This is a genomic window from Leifsonia sp. Root1293 (assembly GCF_001425325.1).
Lineage (GTDB): Bacteria > Actinomycetota > Actinomycetes > Actinomycetales > Microbacteriaceae > Orlajensenia.
Window position 1 is genome coordinate 1,429,922 of record NZ_LMEH01000001.1, and the last position, 15,948, is coordinate 1,445,869.

Annotated in this window: 18 protein-coding genes; 7 read left to right on the forward strand and 11 right to left on the reverse strand. The window is 68.9% G+C overall.

The window, feature by feature from the left end; genetic code table 11:
• Nucleotides 1-11 precede the first annotated feature (11 nt).
• On the reverse strand, nt 12-590 hold the full coding sequence (locus ASC59_RS06655) for an RNA polymerase sigma factor (RefSeq protein ID WP_235492599.1): 579 nt from the start codon (nt 588-590) through the stop codon (nt 12-14).
• 99 nt (nt 591-689) lie between these two features.
• Nucleotides 690-1,154 (reverse strand): hypothetical protein, encoded by a 465-nt coding sequence (locus tag ASC59_RS06660; RefSeq protein ID WP_055819869.1) that lies wholly within the window; start codon nt 1,152-1,154, stop codon nt 690-692.
• Nucleotides 1,155-1,370: 216 nt separating this feature from the next.
• On the opposite strand from ASC59_RS06660, the gene ASC59_RS17180 reads away from it, so the two are divergent.
• On the forward strand, nt 1,371-1,520 hold the full coding sequence (locus tag ASC59_RS17180; protein ID WP_157487940.1) for a hypothetical protein: 150 nt from the start codon (nt 1,371-1,373) through the stop codon (nt 1,518-1,520).
• Nucleotides 1,521-1,602: 82 nt separating this feature from the next.
• Nucleotides 1,603-2,517, forward strand: a complete 915-nt coding sequence (locus ASC59_RS06665) for a hypothetical protein (protein WP_055819872.1) — start codon at nt 1,603-1,605, stop codon at nt 2,515-2,517.
• A gap of 36 nt (nt 2,518-2,553) precedes the next feature.
• On the opposite strand, the gene ychF is transcribed toward ASC59_RS06665, so the two are convergent.
• Genes ychF through ASC59_RS06680 form a run of 3 tightly spaced genes read right to left on the reverse strand, consistent with a single transcriptional unit; the run spans nt 2,554 to nt 4,759 of the window.
• A complete protein-coding gene (ychF, locus tag ASC59_RS06670) occupies nt 2,554-3,627 on the reverse strand; it encodes a redox-regulated ATPase YchF (protein WP_055819876.1) in 1,074 nt (357 codons plus the stop codon).
• Nucleotides 3,628-3,677: 50 nt separating this feature from the next.
• Entirely contained in the window at nt 3,678-4,004 is a 327-nt protein-coding gene (locus ASC59_RS06675; RefSeq protein WP_055819879.1) for a nuclear transport factor 2 family protein, read from the reverse strand.
• Entirely contained in the window at nt 4,001-4,759 is a 759-nt protein-coding gene (locus ASC59_RS06680) for an HAD family hydrolase (protein WP_055819882.1), read from the reverse strand. The genes ASC59_RS06675 and ASC59_RS06680 overlap by 4 nt, the downstream gene beginning before the upstream one ends.
• Before the next feature lie 204 nt (nt 4,760-4,963).
• On the opposite strand from ASC59_RS06680, the gene ASC59_RS06685 reads away from it, so the two are divergent.
• Nucleotides 4,964-5,581 (forward strand): 3'-5' exonuclease, encoded by a 618-nt coding sequence (locus ASC59_RS06685; protein ID WP_055819884.1) that lies wholly within the window; start codon nt 4,964-4,966, stop codon nt 5,579-5,581.
• Between the two features lie 196 nt (nt 5,582-5,777).
• Nucleotides 5,778-7,181, forward strand: a complete 1,404-nt coding sequence (rmuC, locus tag ASC59_RS06690; RefSeq protein ID WP_055819887.1) for a DNA recombination protein RmuC — start codon at nt 5,778-5,780, stop codon at nt 7,179-7,181.
• A 39-nt stretch (nt 7,182-7,220) separates the two neighbouring features.
• On the opposite strand, the gene ASC59_RS06695 is transcribed toward rmuC, so the two are convergent.
• From ASC59_RS06695 to ASC59_RS06710, 5 genes are all read right to left on the reverse strand, one after another.
• The gene (locus tag ASC59_RS06695; RefSeq protein ID WP_055819891.1) at nt 7,221-7,709 is read right to left on the reverse strand and encodes a Clp protease N-terminal domain-containing protein; all 489 of its coding nucleotides are present in this window, start codon (nt 7,707-7,709) and stop codon (nt 7,221-7,223) included.
• A complete protein-coding gene (locus tag ASC59_RS06700; RefSeq protein ID WP_055819895.1) occupies nt 7,687-9,135 on the reverse strand; it encodes an MFS transporter in 1,449 nt (482 codons plus the stop codon). Before ASC59_RS06700 ends, ASC59_RS06695 begins: the two co-directional genes overlap by 23 nt.
• 106 nt (nt 9,136-9,241) lie before the next feature.
• Nucleotides 9,242-10,228, reverse strand: a complete 987-nt coding sequence (gene glpX, locus ASC59_RS06705) for a class II fructose-bisphosphatase (RefSeq protein WP_055819898.1) — start codon at nt 10,226-10,228, stop codon at nt 9,242-9,244.
• Nucleotides 10,229-10,266: 38 nt separating this feature from the next.
• Nucleotides 10,267-10,509 carry a hypothetical protein gene (locus tag ASC59_RS17185; protein WP_157487942.1) on the reverse strand — a complete coding sequence of 81 codons (243 nt, stop codon included), beginning with the start codon at nt 10,507-10,509 and terminating at the stop codon, nt 10,267-10,269.
• Nucleotides 10,510-10,537: 28 nt separating this feature from the next.
• Nucleotides 10,538-11,491 (reverse strand): fructose-bisphosphatase class II, encoded by a 954-nt coding sequence (locus ASC59_RS06710; RefSeq protein WP_055819901.1) that lies wholly within the window; start codon nt 11,489-11,491, stop codon nt 10,538-10,540.
• A 141-nt stretch (nt 11,492-11,632) separates the two neighbouring features.
• Here ASC59_RS06710 and fbaA point away from each other — a divergent pair, with 141 nt between their 5' ends.
• Together fbaA and ASC59_RS06720 are read left to right on the forward strand one after the other, a co-directional pair.
• Nucleotides 11,633-12,658: a class II fructose-bisphosphate aldolase gene (gene fbaA, locus ASC59_RS06715; RefSeq protein ID WP_055819905.1), complete on the forward strand. Its 1,026-nt coding sequence runs from the start codon at nt 11,633-11,635 to the stop codon at nt 12,656-12,658.
• A 6-nt stretch (nt 12,659-12,664) separates the two neighbouring features.
• Nucleotides 12,665-13,429 carry a DUF6264 family protein gene (locus ASC59_RS06720; RefSeq protein ID WP_157487943.1) on the forward strand — a complete coding sequence of 255 codons (765 nt, stop codon included), beginning with the start codon at nt 12,665-12,667 and terminating at the stop codon, nt 13,427-13,429.
• Between the two features lie 70 nt (nt 13,430-13,499).
• Here ASC59_RS06720 and ASC59_RS06725 read toward each other — a convergent pair whose 3' ends face one another.
• Entirely contained in the window at nt 13,500-14,534 is a 1,035-nt protein-coding gene (locus tag ASC59_RS06725; RefSeq protein WP_082513613.1) for a 4-hydroxy-3-methylbut-2-enyl diphosphate reductase, read from the reverse strand.
• 88 nt (nt 14,535-14,622) lie between these two features.
• On the opposite strand from ASC59_RS06725, the gene xseA reads away from it, so the two are divergent.
• Entirely contained in the window at nt 14,623-15,948 is a 1,326-nt protein-coding gene (gene xseA / locus ASC59_RS06730) for an exodeoxyribonuclease VII large subunit (RefSeq protein ID WP_082513446.1), read from the forward strand.

Consider the following 15,948-nt stretch of genomic DNA (forward strand, 5'->3'; position numbering starts at 1 on the left):
TGCACGAAGGTCTAGAACGACATCCGTTCGCCCCATGCATCGCGCAGTCGCTTGCGAGCACGTGACAGGGCGGCGTCGGCTCCCGACCTCGAGATGCCGAGGACCGCCGCGAGTTCCTCGCCGTCCAGTCCCTCCCAGGCGTGAAGCAGCAGGATGCGGCGATCGCGTTCCCCCACTGCGGCCAGGGCGCCGCGCAGTTCGGCGTCGAACAGCGCGCTCAGCTCCGGGTCATCGCCGACGCGAACGGTGCCGGCCTCCGGTACCTCGTCGACCGGGAGATCGATCGTCTTGCGGCGGTGGTTGGCGAGGATGAACCCGGCCGTTCGGTACAGCCACGGAAGCACGGCGTCCGTCGGGACGTCGTTGCGGCGACGCCAGGCGGTGGCGAAGACCTCTGCGGCGAGATCCTCGGCGTCCTGTCGTGGGCCGCGGCGGGCGAAGTAGCGCACGATGGCGGTCGAGTTGTCGCGCACGACCGCGGTGAACCAGGCCACCTCACGGGTCGCCGCATCGCCGGGCGGGTCGGCGGTGTCTGGCATCCCCGCTCCCTCGGTCACGTCGGCGTCTGCTGCGGTGCTGGCGATCCTCACACCCTGACTGTGTCGGATCTGCCGCGAGTCTTGCACGGACGCCGCACGGAGTTCGGGAACGACGGGCACACTGGCGTCGCCCACCGGAGCGAGGTCGGCTCAGTACTGGCCCTTGATCACGAAGAAGGAGCCGCGGATGGTGCCGGCGAGCTTGGACTTCTGGCGCGCGAACTTGAATCGTTCGGCGAGCTCATCGGGAACCTCCATGCCATCGGAGAGCTTGAATCCGACCGCTCGCTTGCCGCCATCCTGGAGGCCGTACATGACGTTGATCGAGAGCCCGGACTCGTAGAAGACGTACGTCATCCGAGTGCCGTCGACCTCGAAGTCGGTCACCTGCAGCGGACGGGACGAGATGGCGATCCCGCGTTCCTCGTCGAGGATGCGCCTCACGCGCTCGAGAGCCTCGGGGTTCTCCTCTGGGGTCTCGACGGTGAAGTCGTGGTCGAACTTGTTCTTGTAGTAGCGCGCCTCGTTCGCGCGCAGGCCGGCGAGCGCATCCGTGACGGGAGAGGACTCGAGCCCCTCGGTGGAGACGTTCACGAAATCGACGGTGTGCGGCATGGGTCCTCCTGGTGTGCGGATGACCCCACGGTAATGCTGGCATGCTCCCGCAGACTTCTCGGATCCTGCTCGAGTGCACCACCGGGCCGGTGGGCTGCCGACGGGCGATGGCTGCCCGAACCAGCGAAGAGCGCGCCGCGCCGGGCTACCATGCGATGAGACCCGTCGACGCGCCTCTGCGTCGCGACACCACAGAACGCGAAGAAAGTACGCACCATGCCGACGAGACCCCTCCGCTGCCGAGTGGGCCTGCACGCCTGGGTCCTGAAGCACCAGGAGGAGACCGGCGTCGCCTATCACGCGTGCGCCCTCTGCGGCGTGGACCGCAGCGACGACGGCCCTCCCGGCACGTTCGACTTCTCCTGACGGGACTGCCGCGCGTCGACGAACGCGCAGTCGGGTCGCGTCCTTCCGGTCCGAGGCGCTCGGCGAGCCCTACGATCGCGATGTGGATAGGAACACCGCCCTACATGTCCTTCGCCTCGACCCCGTCGCGCCGCTGACGACGGCTGTCGTCGACGCCGCCTACGCACGCGAGGCCGCCGCACGGCATCCGTCACGCTATCCGGATGCCGATGGGCGACGGGCCGCCGAGGAATGGGCTACCACCCTGGTCGCCGCGCGCACGGCCCTCCTCGACGGGCTGCCCGCGAGCCGGACGTTCGACCCGCGCGCGGTCGAGTTCCAGCCCGCGCGCGTGGACGGCACCGCCGCTGCCGTTGCGATGAGCCCGACGGCGATCCCGTACGTGGCGCCGGTCTCGCCCGCGGCGCCCCGACGACTCTCCGCGCTGGCCATCGTCGGCATCACCGTCGGCGCCATCGCTCTGGTCATCGTGGCGACGGGCACTGCCGTGGGTGCTCTCGGGTTCGCTGGGCAGATGTCCCAGAACGATGCTGCGGCGAGCGATGCGGCAGCCGGCGCGCCGGCCCAGGGCGAGGCGTCGGAGGAGGACCTCCCGTACAACGGGGAGGCCCCCGCCGTCGAGTACTACACCTTCGAGCAGACGGGTTTCACCTTCGAGACGGCTCTCGAGGTCTACCACGACGGCCGCCTCGGCGGCTGCCCGCCGCAGTTCGAGCGCGGGTGCTGGGAGGCGGCGCTCATCCCGGAGACATCGTGCGGACGGCTCTACATCCGCTACACCTTCAGCAACGACGACGACTCCGAACACTCGGGAGAGTCGCGCGCGATCACTCGAACCGATGTGAAGCCCGGCGAACCCGTCGAGCTCGTCTTCGGCAACGACCTCTACGATTCCGGCTGGGTCGACTTCGTGAGCTCCGGCGCACCGCCCACCGCACCGCCGGTGGCACCGACAGCCCCGCCGTTCGCCTCGACGACGCCGCCGATGGAGAGCTGAGACTGCTGCGATGACGCGGTGCTGCCTCGCCGGCGCCTAGACGTTGAAGCGGAACTCCACGACGTCGCCGTCCTGCATGACGTAGTCCTTGCCCTCGATGCGGGCCTTGCCGTGCGAGCGGGCCTCGGCGATCGAGCCGGTCGCCACCAGGTCGTCGAACGAGATGACCTCGGCCTTGATGAACCCGCGCTCGAAGTCGGTGTGGATGACGCCGGCGGCCTGGGGAGCCTTGGCTCCGGTCGGGATGGTCCACGCGCGGGTCTCCTTGGGGCCCGCCGTGAGGTAGGTCTGCAGGCCGAGCGTGGCGAACCCGATACGGGCGAGCTGGTCGAGGCCGGACTCCTCCTGGCCGGTCGACGCGAGCAGCTCTGCGGCGTCGGCGGGGTCGAGGTCGATCAGCTCCGACTCGATCTTGGCGTCGAGGAGCACGGCCTGGGCTGGAGCCACGAGGGCTTCGAGCCCGGCGCGCTTGGCGGCATCCGTCAGCACGGCCTCGTCGACGTTGAAGACGTAGATGAAGGGCTTGGCCGTGAGCAGGCCGAGCTCCTTGATGGGAGTGATGTCGACCTTCGATGCCGAGAGCGGCGTGCCCTTCTGCAGCTCGGCGAGCGCCTCCTGCGCCGCGGCGAGAACGTCGGAGCCGATCTTCTTGGTCTTCAGCTCCTTCTCGAACCGCGGGATCGCCTTCTCGAGGGTCTCCATGTCGGCCAGGATGAGCTCGGTGTTGATGGTCTCCATGTCGGACTTGGGGTCGACCTTGCCCTCGACGTGCACGACGTCGTCGTCGGTGAACCCACGCACGACCTGGGCGATGGCGTCTGCTTCACGGATGTTCGCCAGGAACTTGTTGCCGAGGCCCTCACCCTCCGATGCGCCGCGCACGATGCCGGCGATGTCGACGAAGGAGACCGGAGCGGGCAGGATGCGCTCGCTGCTGAAGATTCCGGCGAGCGTCTCGAGGCGCGGATCGGGCAGGTTCACGACCCCGACGTTCGGTTCGATCGTGGCGAAGGGGTAGTTCGCCGCGAGCACCTGATTCTTGGTCAGTGCGTTGAAGAGGGTTGACTTGCCGACGTTGGGCAGGCCGACGATGCCGATTGTAAGAGCCACGGGGGTCAATCGTACCGGTCGCGCGTGTGTGCGGGTTTCGGGGATGGCCGCTACGCGCTGATGACCATCCGCTCGATCGCGGAGCCGTCGGCGGTGAGGTCGAAGGTGAACGTGGACGGGCCGGTGAACCCGTTGCCGCCGACGTCCGCACGCACCACCACCGTGCGTGCCTCGATACGGAAGCTCGTGACCTCGAAGGTCTGCTCGACGCCGATGGACTCGCCCTCGGTCCACTGGCGAACCCCGTCATGGCCGGTGAAGGTGCGCCCCCAGTCGTCGATCACGCCGTCGGTCGCGAAAGCTTCGACGAATCGATCGACGTCGCCGGCGTTCGTCGCGTCGAAGAACGCGTCGACGGGCTCGGGCAGGGCGTTCACGAGCCGACCCCGGTGCGGACGGGCAGCTGCAGGGCGGGGAGGAGTTCGCGCAGCGAGGTGATCTCGAGGTCGGGAACGGCATCCGTCGGCGCGGCGGTCTCGTCGAGTCGGTTGAGCCAGATGCCCCGGATGCCGGCGGCCTGCGCCCCGGCCACGTCTTTGTCGAGCAGGTCGCCGACGTGCCAGGCTGTGGCGGGATCGGCGCCGAGCTCGGCCAGGGCCACGTCGAAGATGGCACGGTCGGGCTTGGCCGCCCCGACCTCCCCCGAGACGAAGACGGCATCGAAGCTGTCCTCGATGCCGAGCGCCTCGAGCTTCGCGCGCTGGGCTCCGGTGGGTCCGTTGGTGACAACGGCCAGCCTGATCCCGGCTGCGCGCGCCTCGGCGAGGGTGTCGACGACGTCGTCGAACAGGGTGTGACCGCCTCGTTCCGCTCGGTGGTAGGCATCCGTCGTCGCCCGCAGGAGTTCTTCGTCGTGCAACCCGAAGTGCTCGAAGGTACGGCGCCAGGCCTCGAACCCGAGCTCGTCGTTGTCGAGGTCGCCGCGGTACCAGTCGAGTTCGACCTCGGGCCAGTACGTGTCCCAGACCGCGTCGTTCACCTTCTCGATCTCGAGAGGGTCGAGACCGGGGTGCGCCGAAGACAGCCCCTCGCAGGTCGATCTGATGGCATCGCGCAGCCGGCTCCAGTCGAGCAGCGTTCCGTCGAGGTCGAGGAACAAGGTCTCGATGAGGCGATCACGATCTCGGTGCACTGCAACTCCTGTCTCTTCCCTGCTTCCGGCGGGACCGGGAGACCGGGTGCGCTCACCCTACGACCGCCCGCTGACATCCGTCTGAACAGTTGCTGACCGATCCCGCTCCAGACATGCTGCTCGCGGCATCCGTCACGGGCGTCCTGATGCCGACAGGCCGCCGTCGGTGCGAGCCGTGTCCGAGGAGCGTGTAACGATGACAGGGTGCCAGTGAACTTCACCGCGATCGACTTCGAGACAGCGAACGGATCGAACGTCTCGGCGTGCTCCGTCGGTATGACGAAGGTGCGCGACGGCAAGGTCGTCGAACGCGTCGGGTGGTTCATCCGCCCGCCGTTCCCCCACGACGAGTTCAACGAGTGGAACATCCGCATCCACGGCATCCAGCCCGAGCAGTGCGCCGATGCGTTCGAGTGGGGAGACCAGCTCCCCGACCTGCTCGCCTTCGCCGAGGGCGACGTGCTCGTGGCCCACAACGCCGGCTTCGACATGGGCGTCATCAAGGCCGCGTCCACCTTCGTCGGATCCCCGGTGCCCGACTTCCGTTACCTCTGCAGTCTCCAGGTGGCGCGCAAGACCTACGCCCTCGACTCGTATCGCCTGCCGGTCGCGGCCATGGCGGCCGGGTTCGAGGGCTTCACCCACCACGACGCCCTCGCCGACGCCGAGGCGTGCGCGCACATCATGATCGACGCCGCAGCACGTCACGGCGCCGACGACATGGACGCCCTCGCCCGGGTCGTCGGCGTGAGGTTCGGGGCCATCGGCCCCGTCGCCACCGCCGCGAAGGCCGCGACCCACGGCCCCATGGCGCTGGCGTAGCCCGGCACTCACCTCCGCCGAACGCGCGACGAGCGGCGCGCCTGAAACAGGCCGGATCGCACGAACCGCCGCGGGACAGGCCGGATCGGCCTGTTCTCACCACGCCGGCCTGTTCTCACAGTCATCGCGGCCGCGGATGCCGCGGCTCGCGGGCCGGCGCACGCCCAGTGTCGGCGGGGCAGGTGACACTGGAGTCATGGACATCCTCGGACTTCTCATCGGCCTCGTCGTCGGCATCGCGCTCGGCGCCCTCGCGACGGCGTTCCTGCTGCAGCGTCGGGCTGCCGCCGCCCGTGAAGCCGCTGCCCGGTCCGGCGTGATCGTGGAGGATCCGGCTGTCGTCGAGATGCGCCACCAGGCCCAGCTGGCCGAGGCGCGCGCGGCCGAGCTGGCCGTGCAAGCCGAGATCCGTTCCAGCGAGCACGCCGTCCAGGCCGAGTTGCGTGCTCAGCTCGCCGCCATGGACGCGACGGTCGGCGTGCTGCGCGAGCAGATCGCCTCGGCCCAGGCTCAGTACCGCGAGGTCGTCGAGCAGCACCGCAGCGAGCAGCAGGCTCGCGAAGCCCGCGAGAAGGCCGAGAGCAAGGTGCTTCAGGCGCTCGCCCCCGTGAAGCAGTCGCTGTCCGAGATGCAGCTCAAGGTCACCGAACTCGAGACCCAGCGCAGCCTCCAGCACGGCGAGTTGTCGCAGCAGCTCCGCCAGGCGAGCGAGTCCGAGGAACGCCTCCGGTCCACCGCCGAGACACTGGCATCCGCTCTACGGTCCAACAGCACGCGCGGCGTGTGGGGAGAGACGCAGCTGCGCAGCGTGGTCGAGGCAGCGGGGCTCATCGAGCGCGTCGACTTCGACACCCAGGCGAGCATCTCGACGGATGCCGGCGCCGGGCGACCCGACATGGTCATCCACCTGCCGGGAGGCAAGAACATCGCCGTCGACGCGAAGGTGCCTTTCAACGCGTACCTCGAGGCCAGCCAGATCCCCGCCACGGCCACAGGGGCTGAGGGAGCGCAGCGCGAGGCCAAGCTGAAGGACCACGTGAAGGCGGTGCGCGACCACATCACCACCCTCGGCAGCAAGACCTACTGGAACGGCCTCCAGTCCTCGCCCGAGCTGGTCATCGCGTTCATCCCCAGTGAGTCGCTGGTCTCCAGCGCCCTCGAGGCCGACCCGTCGATCATGGAGTTCGCCTTCAGCAAGCGGGTGGCGCTCGCCTCTCCCGTCACGCTGTGGTCGGTGCTCAAGACCGTCGCGTTCAGCTGGCAGCAGGACGTGCTCACGAACGAGGCGAAGACCCTGTTCGACCTCAGCCGAGAGCTCTACTCCCGGCTGTCGACCACGGCCACCCAGATCGAGAAGCTCGGTCGCACGATCGAGCGCACGGTCAAGGACTACAACACCTTCGTTGGCTCGCTCGAGAGCCGGGTGCTTCCGACGGCCCGGAAGCTCGGCGCGCTCGACGAGACGAAGGTCTTCGCTCCCCTCACCCCCATCGAGGAGAGCCCGCGCGAGTTGACGGCCTTCGAGCTCGTCGGCGAACTCGAGTCAGCCCGCGTCACCGAGCAGCTCGCGGAGATCGACGAGGAGATCCGCTCGATCTGACGAGCGACGTGCGTCGTACGCGCGTCCAGCGATCGGAGCTCAGTGCCTTTCCGCCCAGTCGCGGAAGTCGAACAGGCGCTGACGGTCGACACCCAGTTCGTCGAGCACGGCACTGGCGGTGCCATCGCGTTGCTCAGCCACAGCCACGAGCACGTCGGCTGACTGGAGGCCTCGCGGTCGGCGCCTGAGAGACAGCTCGTGCGCTCGGCGCAGGACCGCCGCGCCGTCATCGGCGAGCGGTGGCGCGCCGAACGGCACGGTGTCGAGTCTCTCCGGCGAATCCTGCAGTGCGGCCGTCCCGGCCAGCACGGCTCGGTCCAGGACCCGGGTCGTTGCTTCCCGGACAGCTCGATCGTCGACATGGTCGGCTGCGATCGCGGCCCGCGCCGACGGGTCGGTGGTGGTGAGGCATCCGATCAGCAGGTGCACGGCCCCGATGCGCCGGGCGCCCGAGCTGAGTGCCGCACCCTCGGATGCAGCGAGGATCTCGGCGACCAGCTGCGCGTCAGCCGCCAGACCGCCGCTCACGTCCGGCCTCCTCGTCGGCGGGGTCGTCGGCCGTTCGATCGGCGGACCGATCGGCTGGTTCGTCGGCGGGTGCGTCGAATCCGGCCGCAGCACCGGCACCCGTCACCGCGTCGTCCGCTCCGTCGGCATCCGGCGGCAGGTCATCCAGCGGATGCGCCAGCTCATCGGGGCCGAGCCGGGCTATGAGCAGCGTGGCCAGAGCCAGGCCCACGGGCACGAGTCCGGCGAACAGGAACGCCGGGGCGACGCCGATCGCCTCGCCGACGGGGCCGGCGATAGCCATCGAGAGCGGCATAAATGCCAGCGAGACGAAGAAGTCGAGGCTCGAGACACGGCCCAGCATCGAGGGCGGAACGCGCCGCTGCAGCAGGGTGCCCCACACCACGCTGGCACCGGAGAAGAGGAGGCCCGTGATGAACAGGGCGATCACCATGACCCAGAGCTGGCTGGTGTAGCCGATGATTGCGAGCGGCGCGCATCCGACGCCCCAACCCAGAATCATCAGGGTGAGGTAGCGGCGCGGCAGCTTGAGCGAGGCCACCGTCAGCGACCCGATCGCACCGCCGACGCCGAAAGCCGCGAGCGCCAGCGCGAACGCACCGGCTCCACCACCCGTCTGGTCTTTGACGGCGAATGGCAGCAGCACCTCGATCGGCCCCATGATCACGAGGATCAGCAGGATCGAGAACATGAGGGTGGCGAACAACCACCGGGTCTTCACCATGTAGCTGAAGCCCGATCGCAGGTCGAGGAAGGTCTCGACGAGGAGATGCCGGCGCTCACGGTCTGCTTCACCCTCGAGATCGCGACGCACCGGAGTGGTGCGCATGAGGTACAGCGACACTGCTGCCCCGATCTGGAGCACGGCGATCACCAGGAAGGCGAGCCCGGGGGCGAAGAGTGCGATGAGCGCGCTGGCCATGGCTGGTCCCGCTGCGTTCATGACGGCCGGCCGCAGCACGCCCTCGATTCCGTTGGCAGCGAGCAACTGGTCGGCGGGGATGATCGCCGGCAGCCACGCCGAGTAGGCCGGGTAGAAGAAGCCGTCTGCCACCCCGAGCACGAACGCGATGACGGCGAGGTGCCAGACCTCGATGGTGCCGGTGAGCGCGAGGACGGCTGCCGTGGCGAACGCCAGGCCCCGCAGACTCTCGCAGGCGAGGAGGATGCGCCGCTGCGGAATGCGGTCGGCCGCCACTCCCCCGAACAGCACCGCCAGAACCAGGCCGATGCTCGCGCCGACGGCCACCAGTGACAGGTCGACCGGGCTGCCGCCGAGTTGGACGACCTGCCAGACGGATGCCACCAGCCAGCAGCCGCCGCTGAACAGCGAGAAGGTGAGGGCGACGACGAGCAGCCTGTACTGGCCGTCGGCGAACGGCTTCAGGGCGCGAGGAAGGCGCGTCGCGGCATCCGTCGTCGCCATGTCGGTCCCCCGTCGAGCGTCGTGTGCGCTGCGTGCGAGCGCTATCCGTCAACGCTACACAGAGGCACCGACGCGCGGCAGGGCCGAACGGCCATCGATCAGCGAGCTAGTGCCACTTCGAGGCGAGGTGGTCGGCCACGATCCTCCGGATGGTGCCCGAGTGGGAGCGCAGCACGATGGATTCGGTGCGCAGCGTCGGCCCCCGCCGGCTCACTCCGGCGACCAGACCACCGTCGGTGACGCCCGTGGCCACGAAGATGGTGTTGTTGCCGGCGACCAGATCGTCGGCCTCGTACGTGCGATCCATGTCGAGGCCGGCCGCGATGCCCTTCTCGCGCTCCTCGTCGTTGCGGGGGGCGAGCCTGGTCTGCATGAAGCCGCCGAGTGCCTTGATGGCGGCCGCCGTGGTGATTCCCTCCGGGCTGCCGCCGATGCCGACGCACATGTCGATGCGCGACTCGTACCGGGCCGCGTTGATGCCGCCGGCCACGTCGCCGTCGAGCATGAGGCGGGTTCCGGCTCCGGCCGCCCGGATCTCGGCGATGAGCCCCTCGTGGCGAGGCCGGTCGAGCACCGCGACACGGAGTTCCCCGACGTCCTTGCCGATCGCCTTCGCGAACGCGCGGATGTTGTCGCCGATGGGGCGCTCGATGTCGATGACGCCGGCTCCGGCCGCGTTGGTGACGATCTTGTCCATGTAGAAGACCGAGGACGCGTCGAGCATCGTTCCCCGGTCTGAGACGGCGATGACCGACAGGGCGTTCTGCCGACCGGCCGCCGTCAGGCTGGTACCGTCGATCGGGTCGACCGCGATGTCGCAGGCCGGGCCTCGACCGTTGCCGACGTGCTCGCCGTTGAAGAGCATGGGCGCCTCGTCCTTCTCGCCCTCACCGATCACGATGAGTCCGTCGAAGTTCACCGTGGCGAGGAACGCGCGCATGGCATCGACAGCCGCCTTGTCCGCGCTGTTCTTCTCGCCGCGGCCGATCCACGGCACGGCACGGATCGAGGCGGCCTCGGTGGCGCGCACGAGTTCGAGGGCGAGGTTGCGATCGGGGTGCTGATCGAGGCTGGCGGTTTCGGAGGTGTTCATCTGGGTCCTCCCGGACGCATTCGACGACTGATGGCCCATCATCGGACCGCGGTCGACCGGTCGGCCACCGCCTCTTCGAGCCTAGCCTTCGGCGTGTCGTCGAGACCGTCGACCGGTGCGTCCTGCCCCGAAAGTTCGTTCGTTCTTAACGTTCCGGGCGGGGTTGCCGCCCCGATCGCGTCCAGAACGTCGACCAAGGTCGACGGATCGCCCACATTTCCAGGCACGACGACGTACGTGATGGCTCGGCCGTCGTATGCCTCGACCGACCATACGGACACCCCGGGTAGAGAAGACGGACGGATGCCGTCAGCCGATCGAGACGGACGTGCCGCCAGTGCCCAGCGTCCAGCTGTGAACAGCGCCCGCGGGCGACACCGGTGCGAGGCGGGCCCCATCGCCCAGGTCGATTCCCGTGATCGAGCTCACGACCACGAAGGCGTCGGCGGAGCAGATCTCGGTGCCCGTGAACGTCTGCGCTGCATCGAGACCGGCTGAGGCGAGCCGCTGCGCTTCCTCCGGGCCCTGCGGCGCGAAGCGGCCCAACATGGTGCCGCCCAGCATCCGCGCGGCCGCCGCTGTGATGACGCCCTCGGGAGCACCGCCGATTCCGAGCAGCAGGTCGAGGTCGCCGCCGGGCAGCAACGCCCGGATGGCACGCTCGACGTCACCGTCGGCGAACAGCTCGACGCGCGCACCGGCGGCCGCCGCATCCGCCGCGAACCGGGCGTTCCTCGCGCGATCCTGCACGGCGACGGCCAACTCGGAGACCGGGCGGCCCGTGCGCACCGAGAGACGCTCGAGGGTGACGGCCACCGGTTCGTCGAGGGAGCGGGCCGCGTCGGGCACCCACGACACCAGCTTCTGCATGTAGTAGGCCGGCCCGAGGTCCAGAAGCGCTCCACGCGGTGCCACGGCGAGCAGAACGATGGCTCCGGGCACCCCGGCAGCCGCCGATCGCGTGCCGTCGACGGGGTCGACGGCGATGTCGACAGCCGGCACGGATGCGGCGGAGCCATCCGCCTGCGCCGTAGCCCCGAACCGTTCGCCCACGAACAGCATCGGAGCGGCGTCCTTCTCCCCTTCGCCCACGACGACACGGCCATCCACGTGCACGCCCTCGAGGGCGCCCCGCAAGGCGACCACCGCGGCTGAGTCGACGGCGTCCTTGTCACCCGAGCCGACCAGGGGGTGCACGGCGCGAGCCGCCACCCGGGTCGCATCGACGAAGGCCTGCTCGAGTGCCGGGGTGATGACTGTCATGGGTCAATCCTCCCGGACATGACGCGCGCATCACGGCGGCGGCATCCGCGCGCCGGCCGCCCGCCATGCGTCCGGCATCCGCCCTGTCGACGACTGGATAGACTTCGAGGACACCCCGCAGACATTCCCGAAGGAGTCGCCATGCCCGTTGCAACACCCGAGCAGTACGCCGAGATGCTGAACAAGGCCAAGGCCGGCGGATTCGCCTACCCCGCCTTCAACGTCTCGTCGTCGCAGACCATCCACGCCGTGCTCCAGGGCCTCACCGAGGCCGGATCCGATGGAATCATCCAGGTCACCACGGGTGGTGCCGACTACTTCGCCGGCCAGACCGTCAAGAACCGCGCCGCCGGTGCGCTCGCCTTCGCGAAGTTCGCGACCGAGGTCGCCAAGAACTACCCGATCACCGTCGCGCTGCACACGGACCACTGCCCCAAGAACGCCCTCGACGACTTCGTGCTGCCGCTCATCGCGGCCTCCGAGGAAGAGGTGAAGGCGGGCCGCAACCCCATCTTCCAGTCGCACATGTGGGACGGCTCCGCCGTTCCGCTCGATGAGAACATCGAGATCGCCCAGGACATGCTCAAGCGCACGCAGGCCATCAACGCCATCCTCGAGGTCGAGATCGGCGTCGTCGGCGGCGAAGAGGACGGCGTGGAGCACGAGGGCAGCAACGAGGCCCTGTACACGACCGTCGGCGATGTCACGAAGGCCGTCGAGGCACTCGGCCTCGGCGAGAACGGCCGCTACATCGCAGCGCTCACCTTCGGCAACGTGCACGGCGTGTACAAGCCCGGCGGAGTGAAGCTGCGTCCCGAGCTGTTGGGCGAGATCCAGGCCGGCATCGCCGAGAAGTTCGGCACCGGACCCAAGCCGCTCGACCTCGTCTTCCACGGTGGATCGGGCTCGACGGATGCCGAGATCGCCGCGGCCGTCGCCAACGGCGTCGTGAAGATGAACATCGACACCGACACCCAGTACGCGTTCACCCGCGCCATCGCCGACTACATGCTGAAGAACTACGACGGCGTGCTCAAGGTCGACGGCGAGGTGGGGAACAAGAAGCTCTACGACCCCCGCGCCTGGGGCAAGGTCGCCGAGTCGGCCATGGCCGCTCGCGTCGTCGAGTCCACCAAGCAGCTCGGTTCCGCCGGGCACTCGGCGTAGGTCCTGATGGCTGAGAACCCGACTCCTGACCCTGTGGACGGGTCGGGTTCCCAGCCTGCCGCCACGCCTGAGAGCTCTGCACCCGCGCCGGAGAACAGCCCGGCCCAGCCGGTCGACACGCGACCGAAGCCGCAGTTCGGCGAGCTCGCGCCTCCCGGCTGGGTGTGGACTCCTCCCGCCGACTCGAAGACGGGCCATCAGCAGGAGCCGATGGTCGTCCACAAGCCGGCGCACGGACACAACGCCCCGCAGACACCGCCGCAGGACGCGAAGCCGCCGAAGGCGGCCAGGGCTCAGCGCGCTCCGAAGCAGAAGACTCCCTCCGGCACACTGTTCGGAAGTGAGGCGGCCCCTGTTCCCCACGCACCGTCCGAGCTCCCGGCCGACCCCCAGGCCGCCCCGGCGTGGGACCGCCCGGTGACGCTCGCCCTTCTCGTGCTCGGGATCTTCGGCGTCGTGCTCTCGATCCAGCTGCAGTCGGGCATCACGCAGTCGATCGCGATCGTGCACGCTCAGGAGGGCATCGGCGACTACACGCCGGCATCCGTCGTTTCGACGATCGTCATGATCGGAGGCATCGTGCAGGTCGTTCTCTGGCTGCTCGCCGCCGGCCTGTCGCTCCTGCAGATCCGCCGCCGACGCCGGGCCTTCTGGATTCCGATCGTCGTCGGGGTGCTCTCGGCGATCGCCGTGATCTTCGTGATGACGACTGTGCTGCTGACGGATACAACCCTGCTCAACCACTTCGCCGAGCTGTCCAAGACGCAGTAATCGGCGCCGACGCGAGAGCCGCATCGGTGCCGCTCAGCCGCGCGCCTCGGCTAGGCGCCCCTTCCTCGCTCTAGGAGGAGACGCGGCCGCCGAGAGCGCGCTCGTCCTGCTTGCCCTGGAGATCCTTGCGGAGCTCCTTCGGCAGCGAGAACATCAGGTCCTCCTCGGCCGTCTTCACGACCTCGATGTCGCCGTATCCCGCATCCGCGAGATCGCGCAGCACCTCTTCGACGAGCTCCTCGGGAACCGAGGCTCCACTGGTCACGCCGACTGTCGCGACGCCGTCGAGCCATTCCTGCTTGATCTCGCTGGAGTAGTCGACGCGGTAGGCGGCACTGGCGCCGTATTCGAGGGCGACCTCGACGAGGCGCACGCTGTTGGAGCTGTTGGCCGAGCCGACCACGATGACCAGTTCCGCACCAGCGGCGACCTTCTTGATGGCCACCTGGCGGTTCTGGGTCGCGTAGCAGATGTCGTCCGACGGCGGGTCCTGCAGGTTGGGGAACTTCTCACGCAGCCGGCGCACGGTCTCCATGGTCTCGTCGACGGAGAGAGTGGTCTGAGACAGCCACACCACCTTGTCGGGGTCCTGGACGACGAGATCGTCGACGTCGGCCGGGCTATTGACGATGGTGACGTGATCGGGCGCCTCACCGGCGGTTCCCTCGACCTCCTCGTGACCTTCGTGGCCGATCAGCAGGATCTCGAAGTCGTCGCGCGCGAAGCGAACGGCCTCGCGGTGCACCTTGGTCACCAACGGGCAGGTGGCGTCGATCGCCAGGAGTCCGCGATCGGCTGCTGCGTTGACGACGGCCGGCGAGACTCCGTGAGCACTGAAGACGACGTGGGCGCCCGACGGCACCTCGTCGACCTCCTCGACGAAGATCGCACCCTTCTTCTCGAGCTCCGTCACGACGTGGATGTTGTGCACGATCTGCTTGCGCACGTACACCGGGGCACCGTAGTGCTCCAGCGCCTTCTCCACGGCGATGACAGCTCGGTCGACACCGGCGCAGTATCCGCGGGGGGCCGCGAGCAGCACCTTCTTCTGTCCGAGCACCGGGGTATTCTTGAGCCGCCCCCGCACGCCGGGAATTCGCGGCATTCCGAGGCCGATGGGCGGGGCTTCCGTACTGCTGGTCACGCCTTCGATTCTACCGGGGTGTTCCGGCATCACTTGGTGAGGGGCTTTCATGACGGACGCGACGACGGATGCGACCACGGCTCCGCCGGCATCCACCGGTCCCAGCATGGAGTCTCCGTGGCCGGTCTCGGTGCTCACCACCAAGATCAAGGACTACATCGACCGGCTCGGCACGGTGTGGGTCGAGGGCGAGCTCACCCAGTGGAGCGTCTCGGGCGGCAACGTCTACGGCAAGCTCAAAGACCTGCACGCCGATGTCACCGTGAGCATCCAGCTGTGGTCGTCGGTGCGCGCCCGCCTCCGTGAGGACTTCACGCAGGGCGACAGGGTGGTCGCGCTCGTCAAGCCCAACTGGTGGACCAAGGGCGGAAGCCTCACCATGACCGTGGTGCAGCTGAAGCACGTCGGTCTCGGCGACATGCTGGAACGGCTGGAACGGCTGCGCAAGAAGCTCGCCGGCGAGGGCCTGTTCGATGCGGCCCGCAAGAAGCCGCTGCCGTTCCTGCCGCACTGCATCGGCCTGATCACGGGCAAGGACTCCGACGCCGAGAAGGACGTGCTGCGCAACGCGCAACTGCGCTGGCCGGCCGTCGATTTCCGGGTGGTGCACGCCGCCGTCCAAGGAGACCGGTGTGCGCCGGAGGTGACGTCGGCCATCCTCAGGCTCGACGCCGACCCCGAGGTCGACGTCATCATCGTGGCTCGCGGCGGCGGTGACTTCCAGAATCTGCTGGGCTTCAGCGACGAGCGCGTGCTCCGTGCTGCGGCATCCGCGACCACGCCCATCGTCAGCGCCATCGGGCACGAAGCCGATCGCCCCCTGCTCGACGATGTCGCCGACCTGCGCGCATCGACCCCGACGGATGCGGCCAAGCGCGTCGTCCCCGACGTGGCCGACGAGCTCGCACGCGTGCGGCAGGCCCGCGCCCGTCTGGGCACACGGCTCACCCACCTCCTCACGCACGAGACCGACCGCATCGTCCAGCTCCGCAGCCGGCCCGTTCTGGCCAATACGAGCTGGATCGTCGACCAGCGCGCCCAAGACCTCACCTACTATCTCGCCAGGGGTTCCGACCTGCTCGAGCGCACGATCGAGCGGGCGCAGGCCACCACCACCGAGCTGGCGACCCGCCTGCGCTCCCTGTCTCCCCAGGCCACACTCGACCGCGGCTACGCCATCGCTCAACTGCCCGACGGCCACGTGCTGCGGCGGGCCGACCAGGCACCGGCCGGCACCCGCCTCGTGCTCACGCTGGCCGAGGGCGTGGTCGGAACGGAGTCCACCGGACCCGCGACGCGGGTGTCCGGCGCGAGCCCTGACGAGTCGGGTCCCGGCGAGTCGACGGCGGCGAGTGCGCCGTCGACGACGAAATAG